At 47.9% G+C, this 20,980-nt stretch carries 15 protein-coding genes; all 15 read right to left on the bottom strand.

The genetic code is table 11. From position 1 onward, the window contains the following. Positions 1-36: 36 nt before the first annotated feature. Complete coding sequence (locus tag ABDB91_RS07835; protein WP_347491050.1) at positions 37-348, bottom strand: hypothetical protein; 312 nt, start codon at positions 346-348, stop codon at positions 37-39. A gap of 633 nt (positions 349-981) precedes the next feature. Next, positions 982-2,205 (bottom strand): (Fe-S)-binding protein, encoded by a 1,224-nt coding sequence (locus ABDB91_RS07840; RefSeq protein ID WP_347491051.1) that lies wholly within the window; start codon positions 2,203-2,205, stop codon positions 982-984. A 120-nt stretch (positions 2,206-2,325) separates the two neighbouring features. Further along, positions 2,326-3,165, bottom strand: a complete 840-nt coding sequence (locus tag ABDB91_RS07845) for an FAD/NAD(P)-binding protein (protein WP_347491052.1) — start codon at positions 3,163-3,165, stop codon at positions 2,326-2,328. Further along, positions 3,165-4,184 (bottom strand): 4Fe-4S dicluster domain-containing protein, encoded by a 1,020-nt coding sequence (locus ABDB91_RS07850; protein ID WP_347491053.1) that lies wholly within the window; start codon positions 4,182-4,184, stop codon positions 3,165-3,167. Before ABDB91_RS07850 ends, ABDB91_RS07845 begins: the two co-directional genes overlap by 1 nt. A 10-nt stretch (positions 4,185-4,194) precedes the next feature. Further along, entirely contained in the window at positions 4,195-5,151 is a 957-nt protein-coding gene (locus ABDB91_RS07855) for a 4Fe-4S dicluster domain-containing protein (RefSeq protein WP_347491054.1), read from the bottom strand. After that, positions 5,139-5,579 (bottom strand): hydrogenase iron-sulfur subunit, encoded by a 441-nt coding sequence (locus tag ABDB91_RS07860; protein ID WP_347491560.1) that lies wholly within the window; start codon positions 5,577-5,579, stop codon positions 5,139-5,141. The genes ABDB91_RS07855 and ABDB91_RS07860 overlap by 13 nt, the downstream gene beginning before the upstream one ends. A 22-nt stretch (positions 5,580-5,601) precedes the next feature. Next, complete coding sequence (locus ABDB91_RS07865) at positions 5,602-10,023, bottom strand: NAD(P)-binding protein (protein ID WP_347491055.1); 4,422 nt, start codon at positions 10,021-10,023, stop codon at positions 5,602-5,604. Positions 10,024-10,288: 265 nt separating this feature from the next. Continuing rightward, positions 10,289-11,083 carry a methyltetrahydrofolate cobalamin methyltransferase gene (locus ABDB91_RS07870; protein WP_347491056.1) on the bottom strand — a complete coding sequence of 265 codons (795 nt, stop codon included), beginning with the start codon at positions 11,081-11,083 and terminating at the stop codon, positions 10,289-10,291. A gap of 21 nt (positions 11,084-11,104) precedes the next feature. Continuing rightward, complete coding sequence (locus ABDB91_RS07875) at positions 11,105-12,052, bottom strand: acetyl-CoA decarbonylase/synthase complex subunit delta (RefSeq protein ID WP_347491057.1); 948 nt, start codon at positions 12,050-12,052, stop codon at positions 11,105-11,107. Positions 12,053-12,096: 44 nt separating this feature from the next. After that, positions 12,097-12,855 carry an AAA family ATPase gene (locus tag ABDB91_RS07880; RefSeq protein ID WP_347491058.1) on the bottom strand — a complete coding sequence of 253 codons (759 nt, stop codon included), beginning with the start codon at positions 12,853-12,855 and terminating at the stop codon, positions 12,097-12,099. Positions 12,856-12,961: 106 nt separating this feature from the next. Beyond that, a complete protein-coding gene (gene acsC, locus ABDB91_RS07885) occupies positions 12,962-14,284 on the bottom strand; it encodes an acetyl-CoA decarbonylase/synthase complex subunit gamma (RefSeq protein WP_347491059.1) in 1,323 nt (440 codons plus the stop codon). Between the two features lie 193 nt (positions 14,285-14,477). After that, the gene (gene acsB / locus ABDB91_RS07890; protein WP_347491060.1) at positions 14,478-16,673 is read right to left on the bottom strand and encodes an acetyl-CoA decarbonylase/synthase complex subunit alpha/beta; all 2,196 of its coding nucleotides are present in this window, start codon (positions 16,671-16,673) and stop codon (positions 14,478-14,480) included. Positions 16,674-16,700: 27 nt separating this feature from the next. Next, positions 16,701-18,722, bottom strand: coding sequence for an anaerobic carbon-monoxide dehydrogenase catalytic subunit (cooS, locus tag ABDB91_RS07895; protein WP_347491061.1), 2,022 nt, complete (start codon positions 18,720-18,722; stop codon positions 16,701-16,703). Positions 18,723-18,837: 115 nt separating this feature from the next. Beyond that, a complete protein-coding gene (locus ABDB91_RS07900; RefSeq protein ID WP_347491062.1) occupies positions 18,838-19,605 on the bottom strand; it encodes an AAA family ATPase in 768 nt (255 codons plus the stop codon). A gap of 273 nt (positions 19,606-19,878) precedes the next feature. Beyond that, entirely contained in the window at positions 19,879-20,976 is a 1,098-nt protein-coding gene (locus ABDB91_RS07905; protein ID WP_347491063.1) for a hypothetical protein, read from the bottom strand. Positions 20,977-20,980 lie beyond the last annotated feature (4 nt).

Below are 20,980 nucleotides of genomic sequence, written 5' to 3' on the forward strand. Positions count from 1 at the left end.
TCTAACGCACCTCCCTTAATAAACCATTCATCATATTTATATACATGCGGTTGCTGTGGCCCTGCAGCGTAATGCTCTGTTGGGGGCATCCGCCGGCACAGGCACCGCATTCCTGACATAGTACGGACTCAATTTCAGCGGCGCGTAGTTTTTAACGCGGGGTACGTTAAACGGACACAACCGTACGCAGGTAAGGCAAACTGCACACCTGCCGGCATCCACGTTGGCTGCAATACCCTGAGATTCCGGGTGATCCTTGCTTAATATAGTGGCGGTCCGTCCCGCGGCGGCCTTGGCTTGGGCAATATTTTCATCCACATTCCTGGGACCGTGGGCGGTACCGGCCATATAAATGCCTGCGGAGGCAAAATCTGCGGGGCGTGGTTCCACATGTTGCTTTCAGGAAGAATCCATCTGCGTTCAAGGGGATCTTGAACAGCCGGTTCAGTTTGATATTGTCCTCAGACGGTAGTATGTCTGCGGCCAGTCCCACTATATCGGCCCAGTACGATCGGTCACTGTAACGTTTACAACACTGCCGTTCTTTTTCACCGGTGGTTTGTCGTCGGTATTGTAGCGAATGAATACAACGCCCATATTGCGGGCCTGTTCATATGCTTCTTTCAATTCAAAATGGGTCAAATAACAATATATTTTTCAATATTCAAGTATCCTCAACATTCCATCAATTTAGGAGAAAGAATGCACATGGAGCAATCATTGGCGGAAAACGTCTTTATCCAGCCCGGGCATAGTACGCCAATAGCCGGTGATTACTCCATAAGATGTACATAATAGCCGGAGTTCGCAAGGCCAAGTGATGCCTGAATGCCGGTTACACCTGCGCCTGCTGCTATTACCGGTTCTCACTTTAGCTTATTCATGCACCTTGCCCGTCCTCTCGGTCTAGAGTTTCTCCGGGCAAGGTACATCTAACAGCAAAATGGAATAGTAACTTTTGGCCGGTTTTACCGGGTCTGTCTATTCTTTTTCCGGCATTATCAAGGCTCTTTCCATCAGGGAGCACATGTGCATGTTTGCAGACTTGGCTTTTTCCGGATACCATTTGTTTAAATCGTTAAATTGGTCCATGCAGTTGTGACAGGGTACAATTACAATCTTGGCGTCGGTGGCTACCACCTGGTCTACTTTGCGCTTACCTTTGGCTTTGCGGATTTCGTTATACTCGGGCATGGCCATGGCGCCGCCGCCTCCACCGCAACAATAATTCATGTTACCATTGGGGTTCATGTCTACAAAATTCTTTATAAAACTTCTGATTAATTCACGCGGTGCTTCATATACGCCTTCTTTGCGGGCAGTGTTGCACGGATCGTGATAAGTAACTACCTCGGTAATGGCATTGGGGTCAAGCTTAAGTTTGCCTTCCTTAACCAACTCGTTGAGCAGTTCCAGGATGTGGCGAATGGGATATTGCCTGCCGTTCCAGTAAGTTCTGTAGCCCCAGCGCATGGATCGGAAAGCGTGACCGCATTCGGTGACAATTAACTCTTCACATTCCAGGTCGGCAACTTCCTGCCACAGAGGCATGGAAATAGCCAGGAAGTCATCTGTTTGGCCGGTGAACAGAGCTATATTGGTGGCGTCCCAGCGCTTGGTGCTGATAGTGTAGTCAATGCCTGCCACGTAAAACAGCTTTAAAGTAGCCTGCAGTTCATTGGGGTAATACTTAATGTCCCGGGCGTTAAAGCCGTAAAAATACTTGGCGCCTTTTTTATTGAGCGGAATTTTATAATTGGGATCTCCAAGCTCTTCCTGCAGCTCTTCTTCAATCCACTCCAAAGTTTCCTCGTAATCTTCTTGGCCAACATTCATTTGATTGCCGGATTCAATATGTTCATTAGCAATTGTTTGCAGGTAACCGGGAATCTTGTCTTTATCCCAGGTGCCGCGCAGTGCCCGCACCAAGGCCGCTATATTCACATTCATAGGGCACTCGATGGTGCACCGTTCACACATGGTGCAGTACCATATATAGGGATCTGCATATACTTCATCTTTCATACCCAGCAATACCTTGCGTAAAAATTTACGCGGGTCCTGATTCTCATGAATATCAGAATATGGGCAGCCTGCTGTGCACATTCCGCATGATAAACAATTGCTAAAGTCATAACCGTTAAGCAGTTCGGCAACTTCATCCCTAAACTTGGGGTTAAAATCGGCAGCTTGGATAGCTTCCATTTTGGGTCCTCCCCTCATTGTCTTGGCATAAAAATAATTTAAGATTTAATCTGTTATAGCGCCCCTTTAATAACAGAAAAGAGGCGCTATATTTTCTACTTATCTATATTTTAATATATTTTAGTATTCGTTCGGCAGTTCGTTAAGCTGGGCTCTGGTAAATACCGGACCGTCTTTACAGACGTATTTGCCTCCTACGTTACATCTGCCGCACATGCCGATACCGCATTTCATGCGGTTTTCCAGAGACATAATAATTCTCTCAACTGGAAAACCGAGTTTTTCCAATACCGGCATGGTGAATTTAATCATCACCGGCGGTCCGCAAATGATGGCGTAGGTGTTTTCGGCACTGGGTGCTACCTCTCCGGTAACGTTGGGGATAAAACCAACCCGGCCGTCCCAGCCATCCACCGCACGGTCAATAGTTGTGACTAAGTTAATGTCCGGGCTTTTCTCCCAGGCGGCCAGTTCTTCTTTATATAGCAGCAGACCGGGGTTTCTGGCGCCGTAAATAACTGTGATGTCGCCGTAATCGCCGCGGCGGTCAGGGTGCAACATATAAGTAGCCAGAGATCGTAAAGTAGTAAACGCGAATCCACCGCCAATGATCACCACGTTTTTACCCTTAAACTCCTCCACTGGATAATAATTGCCCAGCGGTCCGCGCACACCGACCATAGTTCCCTCTTCTATTAAGTGCAGAGCGGTGGATACTACACCTACTTTGGCCACCGAGAATTTAAGAAACCCGGGCTCAGTGGGCGAAGAAGCAATTCCGAAAGGGGCTTCGCCCTTGCCAAATACGCACAACTCGGCAAATTGCCCCGGCATATATGGAAAACTTTTTTCGTCTTCCTCAGTTAAAAACTGTAGGGTAAAGGTGTGGATCAACTTATCCTCTGTTTCAGTAAAGTTCTTAACCAGTTTCATTGGCAGCGGCAGATATGGATTTTTCATTAACTATCCAACCTCGCTTCCGAACCCCGAATATTTTCCAGTATCACCCGGATGTCCATATTGACGGGGCAGTTTTTAATGCACCTGCCGCAACCTACGCAGGCAATTTCGTTAAAGTTATCAACAAAATATTTAAACTTATGCATAATTCTGTTGCGGTAGCGTTCTTTATTGCTGGTACGCGGGTTGTGACCGGAGCCGTGCAAAGTGAATAGCGGGAATGCGCAGGAATCCCAGTTGCGCACCCGGCAGCCATTGCAATCCACGGCGTCGTCAACTATGTCAAAGCAGTGGCAGGTGGGGCACAGATATGTGCATGCACCGCAGCCCAAACATTTTTCATGGATTTTATCCCAAATAGGATCATAAAAGTTAACGTCCAGCTTGTCTTTCAGACCTTCTGTATTTACCTGGCAAGTGACTGTTGCTTCTTCCTTAGCCTTAGCTGCAGCGGCCTTATCAGCATCCGAGGCGGCGGCAAAACCGGCTTTTTCAGCCAGAGCCTTACCCTTGTCCGATACCACTTCCACTACGTAAGCATCACCGGCATCCACCAGCAATAAGTCAAGGCCTTTGGTATCAAACGGACCGCCGTTCACTGAAGTGCAAAAACAAGTGCTGGCGGGATCGTTACAGCCGATACCTATCATAACGGTGTTGGCGCGCCTGGTCACATAGTAAGGATCCTGGTACTTATCGTTGTCAAATACATTGTCCAGCAACGTGAAGCTTCTGGCATCGCAAGGACGTACGCCAAAAATTACTTTTTTCTGGTCATCAATGGTTGCTTCCAGCTTGGCACTTTCCCCGGTAGTTTCGTAGCTAAACAATTTTTCAGACTGCGGGAAAAATACTTCTTTGGCTGAAAGCTTGGTATTGCCAGCAGTGAGTACAGCGTCAGCACCGGAACAAATTTGTTTAAATAAGGTGTAAGAGCCTTCTTGCACAGGGGCAAAAACCTGATATTCGCTAATTAATTTATCCAGAAATCCGGGTATGTCTTTTTTGCTTACTATCATCAGTTTCACCTCATTCCTTCACCAAGAAAGGTTCTGGGTCGTCGGCTGTGAATGTGGCAAGGGCAGCCTTGTCCTCTATATTAACCCCGGCCTCGGCGCTAAACAGATCTTTAACGTCTTTAACCAGTTTACGGGTTAGCAGGCGCAGATTGATGCCCATTGGACATGCCCTTTCACAAGCTCCGCAGTCGACGCAGCGTCCGGCACTATGGAACACCCTGACAACCTGGAAGAGAATATTGTCCTCTGCATTTAAAGCACTCTTGCCAATCCATTCCGGCTGGGTGCAGTCTACAAAGCACTCTTCGCAATAGCACATGGGGCAAGCGTTCCGGCAGGCGTAGCACCTGATGCACTTGCTGAATTCACTATTCATAAATGCGCGGCGCTCCGCTGTTGTCTTGGCCTCAAATTCCTCAATTTCCGCAAAATCAGCTGCTTCCTTTTCAGGGAGCAATTCGCCGACTAATTCATCGTACACCACGGGGTTGCCGTAGCGGCAATCTTTGCAGGAATTGTGCAGCAGATCGGCAATCGGGGCTGTCTCAGTAAAGTTTTTACCCTTCAGAATTATTGTATCCCCGTTCTCCTCAGCTTCCAAAAGCTCTTGGCCGCCCAGCAGTGCATTTACTTTTTTGCGATCAATCATACCGCTGCAAGGCACACCAATAATATAAAGATTGTCGCGGTTAATCTGGTTCTCTTTAATCAGAGCCACAATTGACCGCACATCACAGCCCTTGGCCACAACGGCTACTTTACCTTCCTTTTTGCGCAGGTAATTGGCCAGATTATTTTCACAGTCCAAATTCCAGGTGAGTTTTCCCGCTTCTTCGGGAGTCCTGGCGAAAAACGGCGTGCCGCGTAGCGGTAGACTGCCTTCGGTAAAGCCGACGACCAGGTCAACCTTTTGTTCAGCCAGTAACTTTTTAGCTGCGTCTTTTATTTGATCTGCTAGCTTTTGCATCCGCAACACCCCGATTCGCTATCGATTAGGCCCTTATTGGGGCCGATTTGTTTCGTCTTTTCTGTAACATTTTTAACAATTTCAGCAAAACGACCACCTTCGGCCGCGGATACCCAGGAGAAATTAACCCGACCTTCATCATAACCGGCATATTCAAGTAAGCCTTTTAATAAGGCAAATTTCCTGCGGGCTACCATGTTGCCACTAACATAGTGGCAGTCACCGGGGTGTCACCCGGAGGTTAACACGGCGTCCGCACCGTGCCGGAGTGCCTTAATAATAAATAAGGGGTTTATCCTTCCGGAACAGGGTATGCGTATCACCCGGATATTGGGCGGGTACTGGATACGACCTATACCGGCCAGGTCTGCACCGGCATAACTACACCAGTTGCATAAAAATGCCACAATTTTAGGTTCATATTCCATGATATCCATTTCCCTCCCCCATCTATAGCGCGTTTAACATGGCTACGAATTGTTGGTTGGTGCAGCCCTTGACGTTTATTGCTCCGCAACGGCAAGAAGACGAACAGGCGCCGCACCCTTTACACAGGGCTTCATTAACCACAGCTACTTTTTCCACCGGATCAACTTGCACGGCTTTGGCCGGACAAACTGCTTCACACTCGCCGCAGCCGGCGCACTTCTTAGTATTGACAAAAGCGCACTTGCCTTCCACGGTAATAGTGCTTTTGGCCAGAATTGTACAGGCCCGTCCAACGGCGGCTTTGGCTTGGGCAATGTTTTCATCAATATTTTTGGGTCCGTGAGCCAGCCCGCACATGAAAACACCATCCGTGCTGAAGTCCACCGGACGCAGCTTCATATGTGCTTCCAGGAAGAAACCTTCCTGATTCAACGGAACCTTGAAGAATTTAGACAGCTGGGTATTGTCATTGGGCACAATAGCTGCCGCCAAACCGACTACATCAGCATCAATTGTCAAGGGTACGCGCAACACATGATCCATAACAGTAACTTTTAACTTGTCGCCGTTAGCTTCAACCACAGGCTTATCATTGATTGAATAGCGGACGAAGATTACGCCCTTACGGCGAGCTTCGGTGTACATGTCTTCTTGGAAGCCATACGTCCTAATATCGCGATACAGAATGAAAACATTGGCAGTGGGATTTAATTCTTTGATTTTTAAAGCTTGTTTGATGGATTTGGTGCAGCAAATCCGACTGCAATAGGGACGTTCGCTATCCCGGGAACCAACACATTGTATAAGAACGAAGTTATTCGAGCCTGCAAGTTTACCGCCGGCCAAATCTTCTTCAAGTTCCAGCAGGGTTTTAACTTTATCATTTTGACCATAGAGATATTCATTGGGTTTGTACTCTTGAGCACCGGTAGCAATAATGGCCACACCATGCTTAATTTCATCACCGGTGGATAATTTTGTTGCGTAGTTTCCTACAAAACCTTGAATATCAGCTACTTCAGTACCCGTATATACACTAATTAAATCGTTGGCGTTTATCTGGCTGGACAGGTCGGCCACAAATGCTTGTACATCATCGCCATTCATGCCGTACTTGATTCTGTTGGCAATACCGCCCAACTTGTCTGATTTTTCCACCAGGCTGACCTTATAGCCTTGCTTGGCCATGCTTAATGCCGCGGTCATACCGGCAATACCGCCACCGATTATCAGAACGTCGTGGTTCATATCTAGGGTTACCGCTTGAACCGGCTCTAACAACGCAGCTTTATAAATAGCCATTTTAACCAGGTCTTTAGCCTTGGCGGTAGCCTTTTCGGGTTCGCGCATGTGCACCCAAGAGCACTGGTCACGAATATTGGCCATTTCAAAGAGGTTGGGGTTCAGGCCGGCTTCTTTTAATGTTTCCTGGAACAATGGTTCGTGTGTTCTCGGGCTGCATGAGGCAACGACCACACGGTTAAGATTGTGCTCATGAATTGCTTGCTTAATTAACATTGCCGTATCCTGTGAGCAGGTATACATGTTGTCATCTGCAAAGGCCACACCAGGTAATGTCTTAGCGTATTCAACAACTTCGGGTACATTAACAATACCACCAATGTTGATACCGCAGTGGCAAATAAACACACCTGTACGTACAGGTTCGCCGCTGACATCTTTCTGCGGCGGGTATTCTTTTGTTTTTACCAGCGTACCTCTGACATCCGCCAATAATGAACCGCAATCACTGGCAGCAGCGCTGGCCTGCATTACAGTTTCGGGAATATCTCTCGGGCCGCTGAATGCACCGGCTACAAATACGCCCGGCTTGCTGGTGCCAACACCTGTGAGATTCAAGGGTTCGGCAAAGTTATATTTGTTAAGGCTAATACCTACTTCACCGGCAAGTTTAACCATGTCTTGAGGTGGATTCATGCCAATGGACAGTACAACCAGATCGAAATCCTCTTCTTGAATTGTGCCGTCTTCGAAGGTATAGCGGATCTTGACGTTGCCGGTGCCATCGTTGGCATCAACCAATTCGTATACCCTGGAACGTATAAACCTCACACCCTGCTCATTTTGAGCCCGTTCGTAATATTTTTCAAAATCTTTACCGTAAGTTCTCATATCCATATAGAATATGGCGGCTTCCAATGGGTATGGAGCATGCTCTTTAGCAATGACCGCTTCTTTTATGGCGTACATACAGCAAACCGATGAGCAGTAGCCTTTGCCGATTTTGCAGTTGCGCGAGCCGGCGCATTGAATCCAGGCGATCTTTTTCGGTTCCTTATGGTCGGAAGGACGCATTAAGTGGCCGCCGAACGGACCGGATGCGCTTAATATACGTTCAAATTCAAGGCTGCTCACTACATTAGGCAGTTTTCCATAGCCATAATAATGCAGCTCGGATGAGTCAAACTTTTCAAATCCGGGACATAGCAGTACTGCGCCGACTTCAATTTCAAACTCTTCCGCCTGCATATTGTGGTTAATGGCATGCGCCAGGCAGGCTTTCTCACACTGCAGGCACTCTGAGCAAACACCGCAATTGAGACAGCGCTCAGCTTCTTTCTTAGCTTGTTCCAATGTATAGCCGTTGGATACCTCAACAAAGGAGCTGACTCTGTCGGTTATTTCCGCATGCGAGATATGATCCGGCTTTTTAGTGGGTATACTTTCATTCTCAAATCTGAATGGTACAATATCTTCCTCTGGGACTTTAAACTGCCTGTCGGCTTTTAAATCGTTTCCTCCCAGATATAAGACAATTGAATCGGAGGCAACTTTACCGGCTGCTATAGCTTCAACAACCGTTTTGGGACCGGTTACGGCATCGCCGCCGGCAAAAACGCCGGGCATATCTGTAGCCAATGTTTCAGGGTCGGCTGCCAGTGTGTTGCCTCTTCCTTTACCAATGCCGGTATTCTCTACCGCCTGTGCGTCAGGTCGTTGTCCAACAGCTAAAATGACTGTATCAATATCCATTGTGTATTCACTGCCGGATACTGCTACAGGTCTTCTTCTGCCGCTGCTGTCGGGCTCACCCAATTCATTTTGCAAGCATTCAACTTGGGTTAACTTGCCGTCCTCACCAATAAAGGTTTTGGGACTGGTAAGCATGGTAAATATTATGCCTTCTTCTTTGGCTTCAGCAATTTCTTCCGGTAAAGCGGTAATCTCGGCTTCGGTTCTGCGGTATACAATGCTTACTGATTCCGCGCCTAAACGTACAGCTGTCCTGGCACAGTCCATGGCTGTATTACCGCCGCCGATTACAGCAACTCTCTTGCCAATTTTAACTTTTTCGCCAAGAGCATTTTGCCTTAAAAATTCAACGCCGTGAATTACTCCTCCCAGATCCTCACCGGGAATTCCCAGCAACGTTCCCTTGTGAGCTCCAATGGCGACAAATACTGCTGAGAAACCGTCATCCATGAGACCTTGAACGGTGATGTCTTTACCCAAGCGGGTATTGTAGACAATTTTAATACCTAATTTCTCAAAAAGTCCAAATTCAATGTCCAACCATTTTTTAGGCAATCTGTATTCCGGGATACCGACACGCATCATACCGCCACCAACCGGCAGTGCTTCGTATACAGTTACGCCATAACCTTTTTTGGCCAATTGATAAGCGCAGGACATACCTGCCGGACCGGCGCCGATGACAGCAATTTTTTGCTCTTTTTGCTCTTCCACTTGGGGCAGCGGTAAATTGTCCAAACTGTTGTAAGCATAGTCCGAGGCAACTCTCTTAAGCTGCATAATGTTGATTGGTTCGTCAATTGTTGCCCGGTGGCATTTGGACTGGCACGGGTGGGTACAGACCCTACCGCATGCGGCCGGGAAAGGATTGTCCCGATAGATCAATTCCCAGGCTTCAGTAAATTTACCCAGCTTGATCAACTGCACATAACCTTGCGCGTTCACTCCTGCAGGACATGCAGCGCGGCAAGGCGGGGTGCCGACCTTATCAATTACGTAAGCGTTGGGAAAAGCCTGTGCGTAATGCTTGTAGATTGCTTTGCGAGATTCCAATCCCTGGTTAAATTCACTTTTTACTTCAACAGGACATGCATTTGCGCATTCGCCACAACCAGTACATTTGTCTAATTCAACGTAACGCGGACGCTGTTTAATCTTAACCTTAAAATTACCAGGTTCACCTTGAATATCTGCTACTTCAGCGTAAGTGTGCGTCTCTACATTTAAGTGACGCCCGCATTCTACCAGTTTGGGCGATAAGATGCACATGGAACAGTCGTTGGTAGGGAAGGTTTTGTCCAGCATTGGCATGACGCCGCCAATGGCAGGCTCTTTTTCAACTAAATGCACGTAATAACCTGATTCAGCCAGGTCAAGCGAGGCTTGAATACCGGCTATGCCCGAACCAACCACTAATACTGCTCCGGCTTTATCGGGTTTGGTAGTCATCTTTGCATCACACCCATCCTCCTAGTTTCGGCTTTTGGTTAGGTTAAATACCATCACCCACAGGGACAGGAAGTTATTCCCTTGCTATTGAGGCGCTTTGTGAATGGCATACCTTTTTATGATAATTTCTACATAGTTTCATTAATTCCTTTAAATGAACGCCTCAAATATCAAAAATTAAACATTGTAACAAAAAACTTATCGTAACAAGGCAACCACTAATAGTAGCCTTGTTACGATATGATTAATTCATGGTATAAATATACTAACGCTGTCTAAATGTTTTCAGGTAAGAATCACAATAGATATCTTGGTTCAGTAATAATTTGGCTGATGCAACGGCATCCAATAACTCATCGTCATCCACATCGGCAATGGCTGAGTCAAGACCATTGGCCATGCTCATGATGAGGAAGGTGCGGTTGATCAGATGGCGGTTGGTGCAGCGCTGGGATGCGTTGCTCAGTCCCATGGTGGTGCGGGGTGCCGGGTCAGCCAAAGTCTTAATCTGCCTTAATGTTTCCAGCACTTCCACGCCGTGCTCCTGGGCTACGTTGCAGGGCAGCATTAGCGGGTCGATGTACAAATCTTCCATGGGTATACCGTTCATGTCGCAGTTAACAACTATCTCCATAGCCAGGGCTACCCGGTCGGCAGCGCTTTTAGGCACGCCCTTTTCGTTCATGGCTAAACCGATAATAGCTGCGTTGTATTTAGCGGCCATAGGAATATAAATATCCATTTTCCATTGGTCCGCAGTCGTTGAATTAATCATGGCTTTGCCCTGGTGTACTTTTAGGCCTGCTTCAATAGCATCGGGGTTGGTGGAATCAATGCAGCACGGCAGGGGAGCAGCTTCCTGGGCGATTTTTACCAGCCACTCCATGACGGCGGGCTGATCTTCTTTTTCCACAGTCGGTCCGGTGTTGATATCAAGATAGGTAGCGCACTTTTCATACTGGCGTTTGGCCCAGTAATGGACAGACTCAGGATTTTTGTTCTGGATAGCTTCCTGGATATCCTTGAACATGCCATTGATCCGTTCACCAATAAGGATCATATTCTAACCTCCTTTTAAATATTAATAAACATTGCTCTCCATCATTTTATCTATATGAACTTTGACTTGCTTTACTGTTTCAGGGTGGCGCAGTACAAATACTGATCCACCGGCTTGAGCAAATGTAGTGGTGGTGAGAACTTCCCACAGGAGGGCCCGACGATCCTGGGCGCCCCATTCCGGCGATTCATCGTCCGGACTCTTGGCTTCCTTGGCTTTCCAGGCTTCCTGACCAACGAAGCAGATTACCGGCATGGCCAACATTTTGTCGCCCATCAGAGCACCCATTCTGGATCTTTCCATAATGGAGTAGGCATATTCAATACCGTATCCCAGCGCTCCTACCAGCGGGTCGATGGCAATCCGGCTGGCCGGGAGATTCATTTCGGTCATTAAAATGTTAAGCTGCTTGGCCAGGTTAATATCCAGCGGGCTGGAAGCTATCACACTGTGACCGTTGACCATAGCGGTTGCTGTAAGGGTTTTATAGTTTTTCTCAGTGGCGCAGCCAATCAGGCAGTTTTTGCCATTCAGTGCCTCGCCTACTTTTTCCAGCACTTCGGCGTCTTTTTCTTCTACACCGCAGCCGACAAGAATCAAAGGCACGTTTACAGCTTCGGCCACTGCTTTAGCTGTGGCGGCGCACTCTTCCGGAGAAGCATCTTTATAATCAGGATGCGCGCTCATAAAACGCAGGGCAACAGCGTCTGCACCGTATGCAACGTTCTTTTTAGCCCAGGCCACGGGGTCGGCCAATACACCATCAAAAGGTGCCTTTAAGATTTCCGGCCAATCTACCGGTTCTAAATCCCATACTTCAAGTGCCAGGATAGGTTTATTGGGTATAGCCCCTTCAAATTGCAGAAATGGCAGTGTACTTTCTCCGCCGACTTTTACGGAAGAGTCGGCACCCAGCACCATTTCGCCCACTTTGCTAGTCCATTTTTCTTTAGCTATAGTAACAGCCATTGGTTCCGCTCCTTTCTGCGTTAAAAAAGCATAATTTTGCGGTGTTACAGTATGGCGGCTTTTTTCAGTATATCGTCAACAACCGCCACAACCGGTGAATCATCGGGCAAATCTATCAGAGGTTTGCTTAACAGGTCAAATTCCATGACTTGTTCATCCAAAGGCATGGTAGCGATTAACTCCAGGCCGGTTTTTTCAATTTCTGATTTGAGTGCATCAAAATTACTTATATTTACCCGTGATACCACCAAGTACATTTTTTTAATGTCCAGCTTTAAATTATCTACTAATTCCTTAACCCTGCCGGCCGATCGAATACCCCGAGCGGAAGAATCACTGGTAATGAACAAAACATCAATATTTTGAGTAGTACGCCTGCTTAAATGTTCCATACCGGCCTCATTGTCCATTACCATATACGGGTAATTATTGCTCAGCTCGGCTACAAATCCGCGCAGCAAATTGTTGGCATAACAATAACAACCTGCTCCTTCCGGACCGCCCATAACCAGCAAGTCCACATCATCACCCTCGGAAAGCGATTGATGTACTTTATAGGCTACGAATTGGTCTTTGGTCATGCCTGCCGGCAGGGGCTCCAGGTTATTATTGATACGTACCATTATATCGGCAATGGAGCCCTCAATTTCCATGCCCAGCGCCTCGTTTAAATTGGCGTTGGCATCGGCGTCCACTGCAAATACCGGTTTCTTACCGGATTTAATTAATTGTCGGATAATAAGAGAGCATAATGTGGTTTTACCTGTACCACCTTTCCCGGCCACTGCTATGTTAAATGACATGATGTGCATCCTCCTTTTTTGGTATATAAGTTATTATAACTCATTACAGGATGGTCATTGGCCACACCGCTCAACAAAAAAATTGCACTAACCGCATTAATGTTTATTAAGCATTCCAGCGTTGCTTAATGAAGGAAGGAATACCGGCGGATTCCCGCGGGCCAACCAGCACTTCCCAGCCGCTGAGTTCCTGAAGCTTACCGCTTAATACAGCTACACCGCCGGGAATGATAATTTTCTTATGGGAGACTTTATCGGCAATGCCGCAGGAATTTAACATATCCGTAATTTTCTCAGGTGTAAATTTACCAGCGGCCCAGCCGGTTAATACAGATATACCGTCGGTGTCCACCGGCATGATGTAAGCGGGAATACGTCCGGCTTCCACGTCGCCCTGTACACAGAAGTAGGTTAATGAGAAGTTGGTGGTTACAAATACCGGAGCATCCGGACCGGGTGTACCTACTTCATAAAGCTTGGACTCCACGGCAATCGGTTTTTGCGGGTCGGTGTAAATGTTCAGACGCAGAGTAATCAGCGGCAGCACGTCGGCGGGATCGGCGGTGTTAAGAACCACGATACCGGCGTACTTGGCAATGTATACACCTGCGTCAACAATGGCCTGGATAGGATCCGGGTTATCCGCAAAAGTAATGGTGGGATAACCAAAGGGGCGGAACTTTTTCAGTGCCTGCCGGCGAATCTGGGTTTGGTCGGCCAGCACTTTATTTACTTCCCGGGCACCGGAATCAAGGATAAGTTTCTTGTAGCCGGCTTTTTCCACAAGCGCAGCCAGCTCGTTCAGGTCGGCGCCTTTCACAACCAGCGGGGCGTCATATTTTTTCGCCAGGGCAAGCATAGCATCAAAATTAGCAGCGTTGGCGCCGCAAATAAGCGGTGCATTGGCACCGGCAACTTCCAATGCTTTTTCCATGGCGGCCGCGTCTTCACTGATCAGCATCAATGCGAAATCAGCGTTATCCTGAACCGTTTTAACTGCTTCAGCAAACTTGGCGGCATCGCCGGAGGCGTTACTTACAGCTACCAGGTTAACTTTGTGAATTTGACCCACGCGGTCAAAGACCAGCTTGTTAATAGCCTGAACTTTATCGGCAATATCGCTGTCATTGTCATTAACAGTGATGGCAATGCCCGTGGGATGCTCAAAACGTTTGTCATGACGGAAGAGCACGGTTTCGTTGCCCAGCTCAATTTCTTTTTCACCTTTGCCTATTTTAACTAATGCAACCGGGGGTGCCGATGCGGAATCGAGGGCTTCCTTAGCGGCATCACTAACGTGCGGGCATTTGTCCAAGCTGGCTTTGCCACTGGCCAGTTGCATGGCAAAGGCCAAGCAAGTCGGCTGTCCACAATCTTTACAATTTGTTTTTGGTAGTTGTTTAAAAATCTCTAAACCTGTTAAACCCATTACTCCAAACTCCTTTCTCGATAATCGCTTGTCATATATGCGGCCACATATGCGGAGCTTAGTTGGAGACAGACCCTATATTGGGGACATAGCTCATAAGAGATATGTCCCCTTTACGTTGTTGGGTGGCGTGTCTCCTTCTGTCTTGTTCCGTCATTAGCGTGCCGGAAACTCGAAAGGAAATACTATGCTGTTACATCAACGGATCCATAGTCAGTGCGGGGTGCCCTTTCTCTTCCAGGAAGGACATAATTTCCTCGCCGCTGGTACCTACGGTTTCGTCGGCAATCTTATCCACAAAGTCTTTGCCCAAACTGGCGTTTTCCGCCGCTTCTTCCAGGGCGGGCCGCAGCTCTTCCTTCAGTGCCTTGGGTATCCACACCAGCCTGCCCAAGCCGCCGTCGGCGGGCACAAACTTGGGTGAGCCCAGGTATGATTTGCCGATGCCCATGAAGCCGGGCATCTGAGCGCCGCCGCCGATGGTGCCGGCCAGCGTGGAGAAGGTCATACCGGACGGGGTCATGCCGCCGTGCTCCCGGTTTACGACCATAAAGCCGTTGCATTCGGGCACCATGGCCAGGATGCACTCAAAGCAGCCGCAGGAGGTCATCGGGTATTCCATAATGGTATAGAAGTTAACGGCCTCAACAGTGCGCTGAGAGTTAACAAATGTGAATTCGTTAAAGGACTTCCACTGGCCCTTGACTTCGTCTATTACGCCTTCCTTGGGAACGGGCTGATTGGCGCCGTGCGGGTTAATTTCATAAGCCGCTTTGGCATCCAGCCAGCTCACCGCGCCGCACAGACCGACTCGCTCGGGGGCGATCACGCACACGTGGGTGGGCGCAAAGCTCTGGCACAGGGTGCAGGAGTAAAAGGTGTCCACTTTCTCGTCCCGCAGTTCTTTAAGGCGGTCGTCACGCTTCTTGTAATATTCGCGGGCCAATTCGCGCATTTCCAGCACTTTTTGCTCGTCACTGTAAATGGTAACCGCAATGCGGTCCACGATAGCGGAGAATTCGGATTTAAACTTGGCGTACAGTATTTCGCCGATATGCTTTAAGCGGAAGCCCTTGGCATAGGCTTCTTTACTGATCCGAATCCAGTTGATATCCCGCTGGGCCGTGTGCCACAAACCTTCGCCGTAGTTGGAGAAGTAGTGGATGCGGCGCTCCAGCACGGGTTCAAAGTCTTCTTCCATCTTGCGGCCGTATACGTCCACGACGATACCGATGGGCATCCGGCTGCCTTCGGGTACGGTGTCGACGTCCGGGCCGACAAGCTCGATTTTACCGTCTTCAATGGTGTCGTCACCCATGCGCACCAGCTCGAAGCCGGGGGTCTTGGTGCCGCCGAATTCAACGTACATATCCTTCTTGCGGATGGACTCGCCTTCAAAGGCGGGACCCACGGTAATGGGCACGTCGATATCCACGGAGGTAATTTTAATGCCCCGTACTTCCAGACAGGTTTGTACGATCTTCTCATAGTCGGGCTCGCTGACGAACCAGTCTTTAATTTGCTTGTCCTCGGGCAGCTCCTGGTCGGTGATGACCGGGAAGCCCACGTTGATGGCGCCCATGGCGGCGGCGGTCTTGACCATGTCATGTTCGCCCAGGTACAGGATGAAGGCCAGCACGCGGCGGCGCTGGTAATCGCGCTGAGCGTTGTAGTTGCCCGGCTTAATACCGCCGAACATCATACCGGCACGCAGTGCGTAGTTGGCGGCGTGAACAACTTGAGTGAAATTGCCCAGCGGGTAGGCGATGTAATCCACACCCAGCTTGACGCCTTCTTCAAGTAATTGCTCAATTATTTCGTCACACAAGAACAGCATCATGCCTTTGGCCATCAGACTGTCCACAATTTTCTTGGCCGACTTGCTGTCCTTGGCGCGACCCAGGATTACAGCTTCACCGGGGATGGTCCAGTCCACCATTTTGGTGCCGTACTGGCGTACCACGGGATCCCCGACGAACCCGGTCCAGGGAGCTACGTGCAGCGGATTTTCGGGAGTGTTTTTAATATACCTGACAGCCTCGATAATATCGGCGGCGTACCAGGTAGCTTCGCCCCACTTGCGGGCGTTGGCAAAAGTTTTTTCTTCTTTAACGGCGGCCCGCATACGGTTGAGCACCGGTACACAGTCGCCCAGAGTTTTGATTTCTTCACCGCTTAAGCAGCGGATGACCGGCAGAAAGTAAGCAGTATCAGGATAAGCTACGGGTTGATCCTTGCCGTAGGTGCGGATAGCCTGATTGAGCAGTATCTCCGCGTAGCTGAGGGCGGTAATAGTGCCCTCGTAGGCTTCCTTGAACAGCTTTTTGGGCTCCTTGCCCGCTTCGATGGCGCCTTCGAAAATTTGATCAAAGTTAATAGCTTCGCTCACTTCTAATTCCCTCCCTTTCGTGGTATTTTACCAGTTTTGGCACAGGCTGGTATCCAAATCCTCAGCCACCCGGCGGTGTACGCCCAATTTCCAAGCTCTGTATTCCAGAGCGTTAAGCAGTTTTTGAATAGATGTTTCGATATCGGGCTCGAGAATGAAATAACCGCCAAACACGTCGCCGGCTATTTGGGTAAGGATGCTGTAAATAAGATCGCAGCCTTCCACCGGCGGCATGGTACCCACATGGGTGGGTAGTCCAATGGTTACAGCCCAGGTGCCGATACTGGTAGCTTTACCACTCATGGCTTCAGGAGCAGAAGCTACAAAAGGCACCTTCGGGGTGTCTACGCCTAAATCTCCCGCCATTAACATCAACAGCTCAGCTGCCCGGGAGTTGTCCACACAAGATCCAATGTGGAATATCGGCGGCAGGCCATACTTCAGGTTGGCGTTGGCACTGATGCGCTTATAGAAACTCTTGAGTCCATCGCCGCAATATTCATCCACCTTGCCGGGATCCATCAGTCCGGCCTTGGCACAAGCCTGGGCATGGCAACCGGTTGAAATAACAAATACGTCATTTTGCAGCATGCCTTTGGCGATTTCGATGTGCGCCTGATCCTGGAAGGTTTTCAGGTTGGAGCAGCCTACCATAAAGGCTACGCCTTTTACCTCGCCGTTCATTATGGCATCATTTAAAACTCTGATGGGATTATCGGGATTAACGGACTTAAATACTTCCAAAATAGCTTCCAGACTCCAACCGGCCACAACCTTATTCTTCACATTGGGGATGTGCACCGGACGATTGCCGCGCTCTTTGAAGGCCTCAATGCCGTAATGGATTACTTCTTTGGCGTTTTCCATCGCCGTGGCTTCCTGATAGTCGATGTGCATAGTGCCAGGGTTCTTAACGAGATCTGAAGTTGTGATCAGTTTGGTGCCGAAGCATTGGGCTACGGTGTTCAAACCCGGCATAATGCACTGTACGTCAACTACCATGCAGTCCACGGCGCCGGTGCAAATGGCCAGTTCCTGGGATGAGAAAGAAGTAACCAGGGGTATCCCTTGGCGCATAAGCACTTCGTTACCGGTGCAGCAGATGCCGGAGAGCTGAATACCCGCGGCGCCCGCAGCCTTGGCTTCATCTTCCAATTCCCTGGCCGCAGCAACGATCATTTCACTGAGCAGCGGGTTATGACCGTGTAGAACAATATTGACTTTAGAAGGCTCCAGCACGCCCATATTGGCCTCGCTCATCACAGGTTGGGGTGTGCCAAAAATAATATCCGAAATGTCGGTGGCAATCCACTTGCCGGCCAGGTCGGCCAAACCTACCCGTACCGCACTGAATACCAGGTTTACGGGGTCATTGTCCATACCTACATGGGCTTGAGTGACCAAATCGGAAATAGTGGCATGAACCCCGTGGGGCATTACATTGCGTTCCCGATAGTTCGCATTTCTTTCTTTGGTAACCATATTGGCAATCCAGGTGGCTTCGCCTTCGCCTTTAAGCCGTTTGAAGTCTTCCAGCGCTTTTTCAGCCAGTTCTTTGGCCAAGGTGTTATTATCTTTACCTTCTGTTTCAATGTCTACCTTGCGGCAGATTCTAAGCAGCTTTTCCGGGTCTTTAATAGAATAATCCGGCGCGTGGCCTTCGGCGATCATATGCAGTACGTGAGCAATGTGATTACCGTGCTGAGCGTGGGACGCGCAGCCTGTGAGGATCATCAGGCCAACGCTGCGAGCTACGATGGTCCAGGCATTGGCGCCACAGATACCTCTGCTGGCAGGGCCTTCATCTGCTTTAATACGGCAGGGACCCATCATGCAGAAACGGCAGCAAATACCTTTATAGCCGAATTGACATTGCGGCTGTTGGGCCAGTACCCGGTCAAAAGCTGTAATTATCCCTTTTTCTTTGGCCACATCGATCATCTCAAGAGCCGCAGGGTCAACAGTGCGCTTGACGTTTTTAGGTTCAATAACCCGTGGCGACTTGTTCGAAGGCCGACTGGTCAGGCTTATATCTCTAAACCTTGGCATTACTTTAACCTCCTTAAGAAAGATAGTTGATTAACTTACATGGTTCAGCCGAAGAAACTCCCCCCATAACTTCAGACCGCCCCAATAGCTGATAATTATATATGGCTTTTCCTTGTTATCGATCACCTGCCTCCTCCGAAATTTTAAGGCAAATCTGCTGCATCTCCGCCAGTAATTCTCCCCCAAATTCCGTGGCTTGAGAAGGTTCCATAGCATTTGCCCAAATAGATTCGGAAAATTTTATAAACCCCAGGATTATATTGCCCGGGAAAATTGATTCAATAAAATTTTTTTCTTTTTCTGTGTGAATTTTATTGGCGATAATACCTACTTTTTTAATACCCAGGTCGCTTGCCATTCTCTGTACGTTTTTAGCTGTATTGACGCTGTTGCGGCTGGGTTCAACCACTACCAGCATCATATCCACTCCCCGGGCCGTGCCCCTGCTCAAATGTTCAATACCGGCGCCCATATCCATAATAACGGTATCTTTTTTGTCCAGCAGCAGCGATGTTACCAGGGCATTTAAAAATGTATTCTCTCTGCAGTAACAATCCGAACCGCCCTTTTTAGGATCGCCCATGCGAAAAAAGCGGATGTTATTAAATTTATAGCTGTAATCATCTAAAAAATCATCTAATTTGGGGTTAAGTACGTAAATCGCACCGTCGCCAATTTTATTGCGAATGGCATCACGCATTTCCACAACCGGCTTAAGCTTAACAGCCTCTTCCTCGGGTATGCCGATAGCCGCGGCCAGACAGGCATCCGGGTCGGCATCAATGGCGTAAACGGTGCCCTTGTTTTGGGCAAATATTTTAGCCAGTGCTGAGGCAATCGTTGTCTTGCCAACGCCGCCTTTACCTGATATAGCTAGTTTCATTACTACCACCCCTGCTCTGTTTTAGTTAAATATTGGATGCGCGCGTTAGTGACTAAAAATTCAGTTATCAACTAAAAATGATTCAACAACAAATAAGCGATCTCCTGCAATAGTTGGACAAATAAATTTATTGCTGTTGCCGGTATTGTGCCGGGTATTTATAATTATTTTAATTTTTTTAAAAACTTGAATTATAATTTCGACATATATTCTGAAAAATCCTGCTCGCCGGTGATAAAAAATGAACGTATGGCAATATAGCATACCCTGTGTTTAGGGGAACATAAGAAACTTTTTGCGCAGCCATCTGTATTGAAAAATATAGCCAATTATTAATATAATAAGAATAAAAGTTCCCAAAAACTTCAATATTTTTATTTGCCTGCTCAGCTTTTGTACAGTGTTGTCTTTTTCTGAAATAATTCTGTGTATGTTTTCTCTTTCCTTCTTTATATCTTCTTTTTGTATCTTAACTGATCGCTGTTCTTTTTGAAGTATGCTGATTTGTTGATTATAATGACGGCATTCCTTTTGCAAATCAATGATTCTACGGTTTAAATTATTAATTGACTGACTTGATGTTAGCGGCAGGCTTTCGTAAAGAATATTGCCGGGCATTTGGGTTGGCGGTGTGATGCCATATATACTGCATATGGTTGGTGCAATATCCATTTGGCGGCAATGGTGAAAGCTTTTGGGCTGATTTGTGCTAATATTAAATACAATTAACGGAGGCTCTTCGCCGCCGCCGGTAATTATAATAGTTGAATAAGCCAGTTTATCCAGTTGAATAAGATGGTTTAATATTCTGCCTATCTGGTTGTCGGCCAGTGACCACTGTTGAAATGCAGCGGAGTTATTTAATTTACCCGGGGCGCTGATGTCGTCCAGGTAAATGGCTGTAAATTGATAAAGAGACTTGTTTGTTTTATTCAAAAACTTGTCCACGGCCAGTCGATCATTTTTCTCTATGATTAATTCCAAACGGTTTTCCCGGGCCGGCGAAGCAGTTATAGTCCCCGTGCCGTCTACGGCAAGGCAATCAATACTGTTGTCGCTAAGGGTTTGGGGTAATAGGAACCGGTTGTTTGCCGGTCCCAAAACGCTTGCGCTTGTGACCTGTTCTTGTGATGACACTGTTTTAGACAAATGTTGGTAGCTAATTCCTTCACTTTTTAGCTTTTTCATATTAGGCAGTCCGGGACCGTCTATGTCTGCGTTATTTAAACCCTGTATAAAAAATAAAAGAGTGTATTTTTTGGGGTTGTCCGCATCATTGTCACCGGCTGTTGCTGTTAACGGCTGAAACACACTTCCTGAAACAAGGGCTGAGGTAAATATCAACATGGCCCATAAAATATTTTTAAGCATAAAA

The sequence above is a fragment of the Desulfoscipio sp. XC116 genome (assembly GCF_039851975.1).
In the GTDB taxonomy this organism is placed as follows: domain Bacteria; phylum Bacillota; class Desulfotomaculia; order Desulfotomaculales; family Desulfallaceae; genus Sporotomaculum.

What these genes read in the sequence shown, in the direction of transcription:
- ABDB91_RS07840 (WP_347491051.1), bottom strand. Translation starts at nt 2,205, where the DNA reads ATGGAAGCTATCCAAGCTGCCGATTTTAACCCCAAGTTTAGGGATGAA.
- ABDB91_RS07875 (WP_347491057.1), bottom strand. Translation starts at nt 12,052, where the DNA reads ATGGCTGTTACTATAGCTAAAGAAAAATGGACTAGCAAAGTGGGCGAA.
- ABDB91_RS07880 (WP_347491058.1), bottom strand. Translation starts at nt 12,855, where the DNA reads ATGTCATTTAACATAGCAGTGGCCGGGAAAGGTGGTACAGGTAAAACC.
- ABDB91_RS07900 (WP_347491062.1), bottom strand. Translation starts at nt 19,605, where the DNA reads ATGAAACTAGCTATATCAGGTAAAGGCGGCGTTGGCAAGACAACGATT.
- ABDB91_RS07835 (WP_347491050.1), bottom strand. Translation starts at nt 348, where the DNA reads ATGGCCGGTACCGCCCACGGTCCCAGGAATGTGGATGAAAATATTGCC.
- ABDB91_RS07850 (WP_347491053.1), bottom strand. Translation starts at nt 4,184, where the DNA reads ATGATAGTAAGCAAAAAAGACATACCCGGATTTCTGGATAAATTAATT.
- ABDB91_RS07865 (WP_347491055.1), bottom strand. Translation starts at nt 10,023, where the DNA reads ATGACTACCAAACCCGATAAAGCCGGAGCAGTATTAGTGGTTGGTTCG.
- ABDB91_RS07905 (WP_347491063.1), bottom strand. Translation starts at nt 20,976, where the DNA reads ATGCTTAAAAATATTTTATGGGCCATGTTGATATTTACCTCAGCCCTT.
- ABDB91_RS07870 (WP_347491056.1), bottom strand. Translation starts at nt 11,083, where the DNA reads ATGATCCTTATTGGTGAACGGATCAATGGCATGTTCAAGGATATCCAG.
- ABDB91_RS07845 (WP_347491052.1), bottom strand. Translation starts at nt 3,165, where the DNA reads ATGAAAAATCCATATCTGCCGCTGCCAATGAAACTGGTTAAGAACTTT.
- ABDB91_RS07855 (WP_347491054.1), bottom strand. Translation starts at nt 5,151, where the DNA reads ATGCAAAAGCTAGCAGATCAAATAAAAGACGCAGCTAAAAAGTTACTG.
- cooS (WP_347491061.1), bottom strand. Translation starts at nt 18,722, where the DNA reads ATGCCAAGGTTTAGAGATATAAGCCTGACCAGTCGGCCTTCGAACAAG.
- acsC (WP_347491059.1), bottom strand. Translation starts at nt 14,284, where the DNA reads ATGGGTTTAACAGGTTTAGAGATTTTTAAACAACTACCAAAAACAAAT.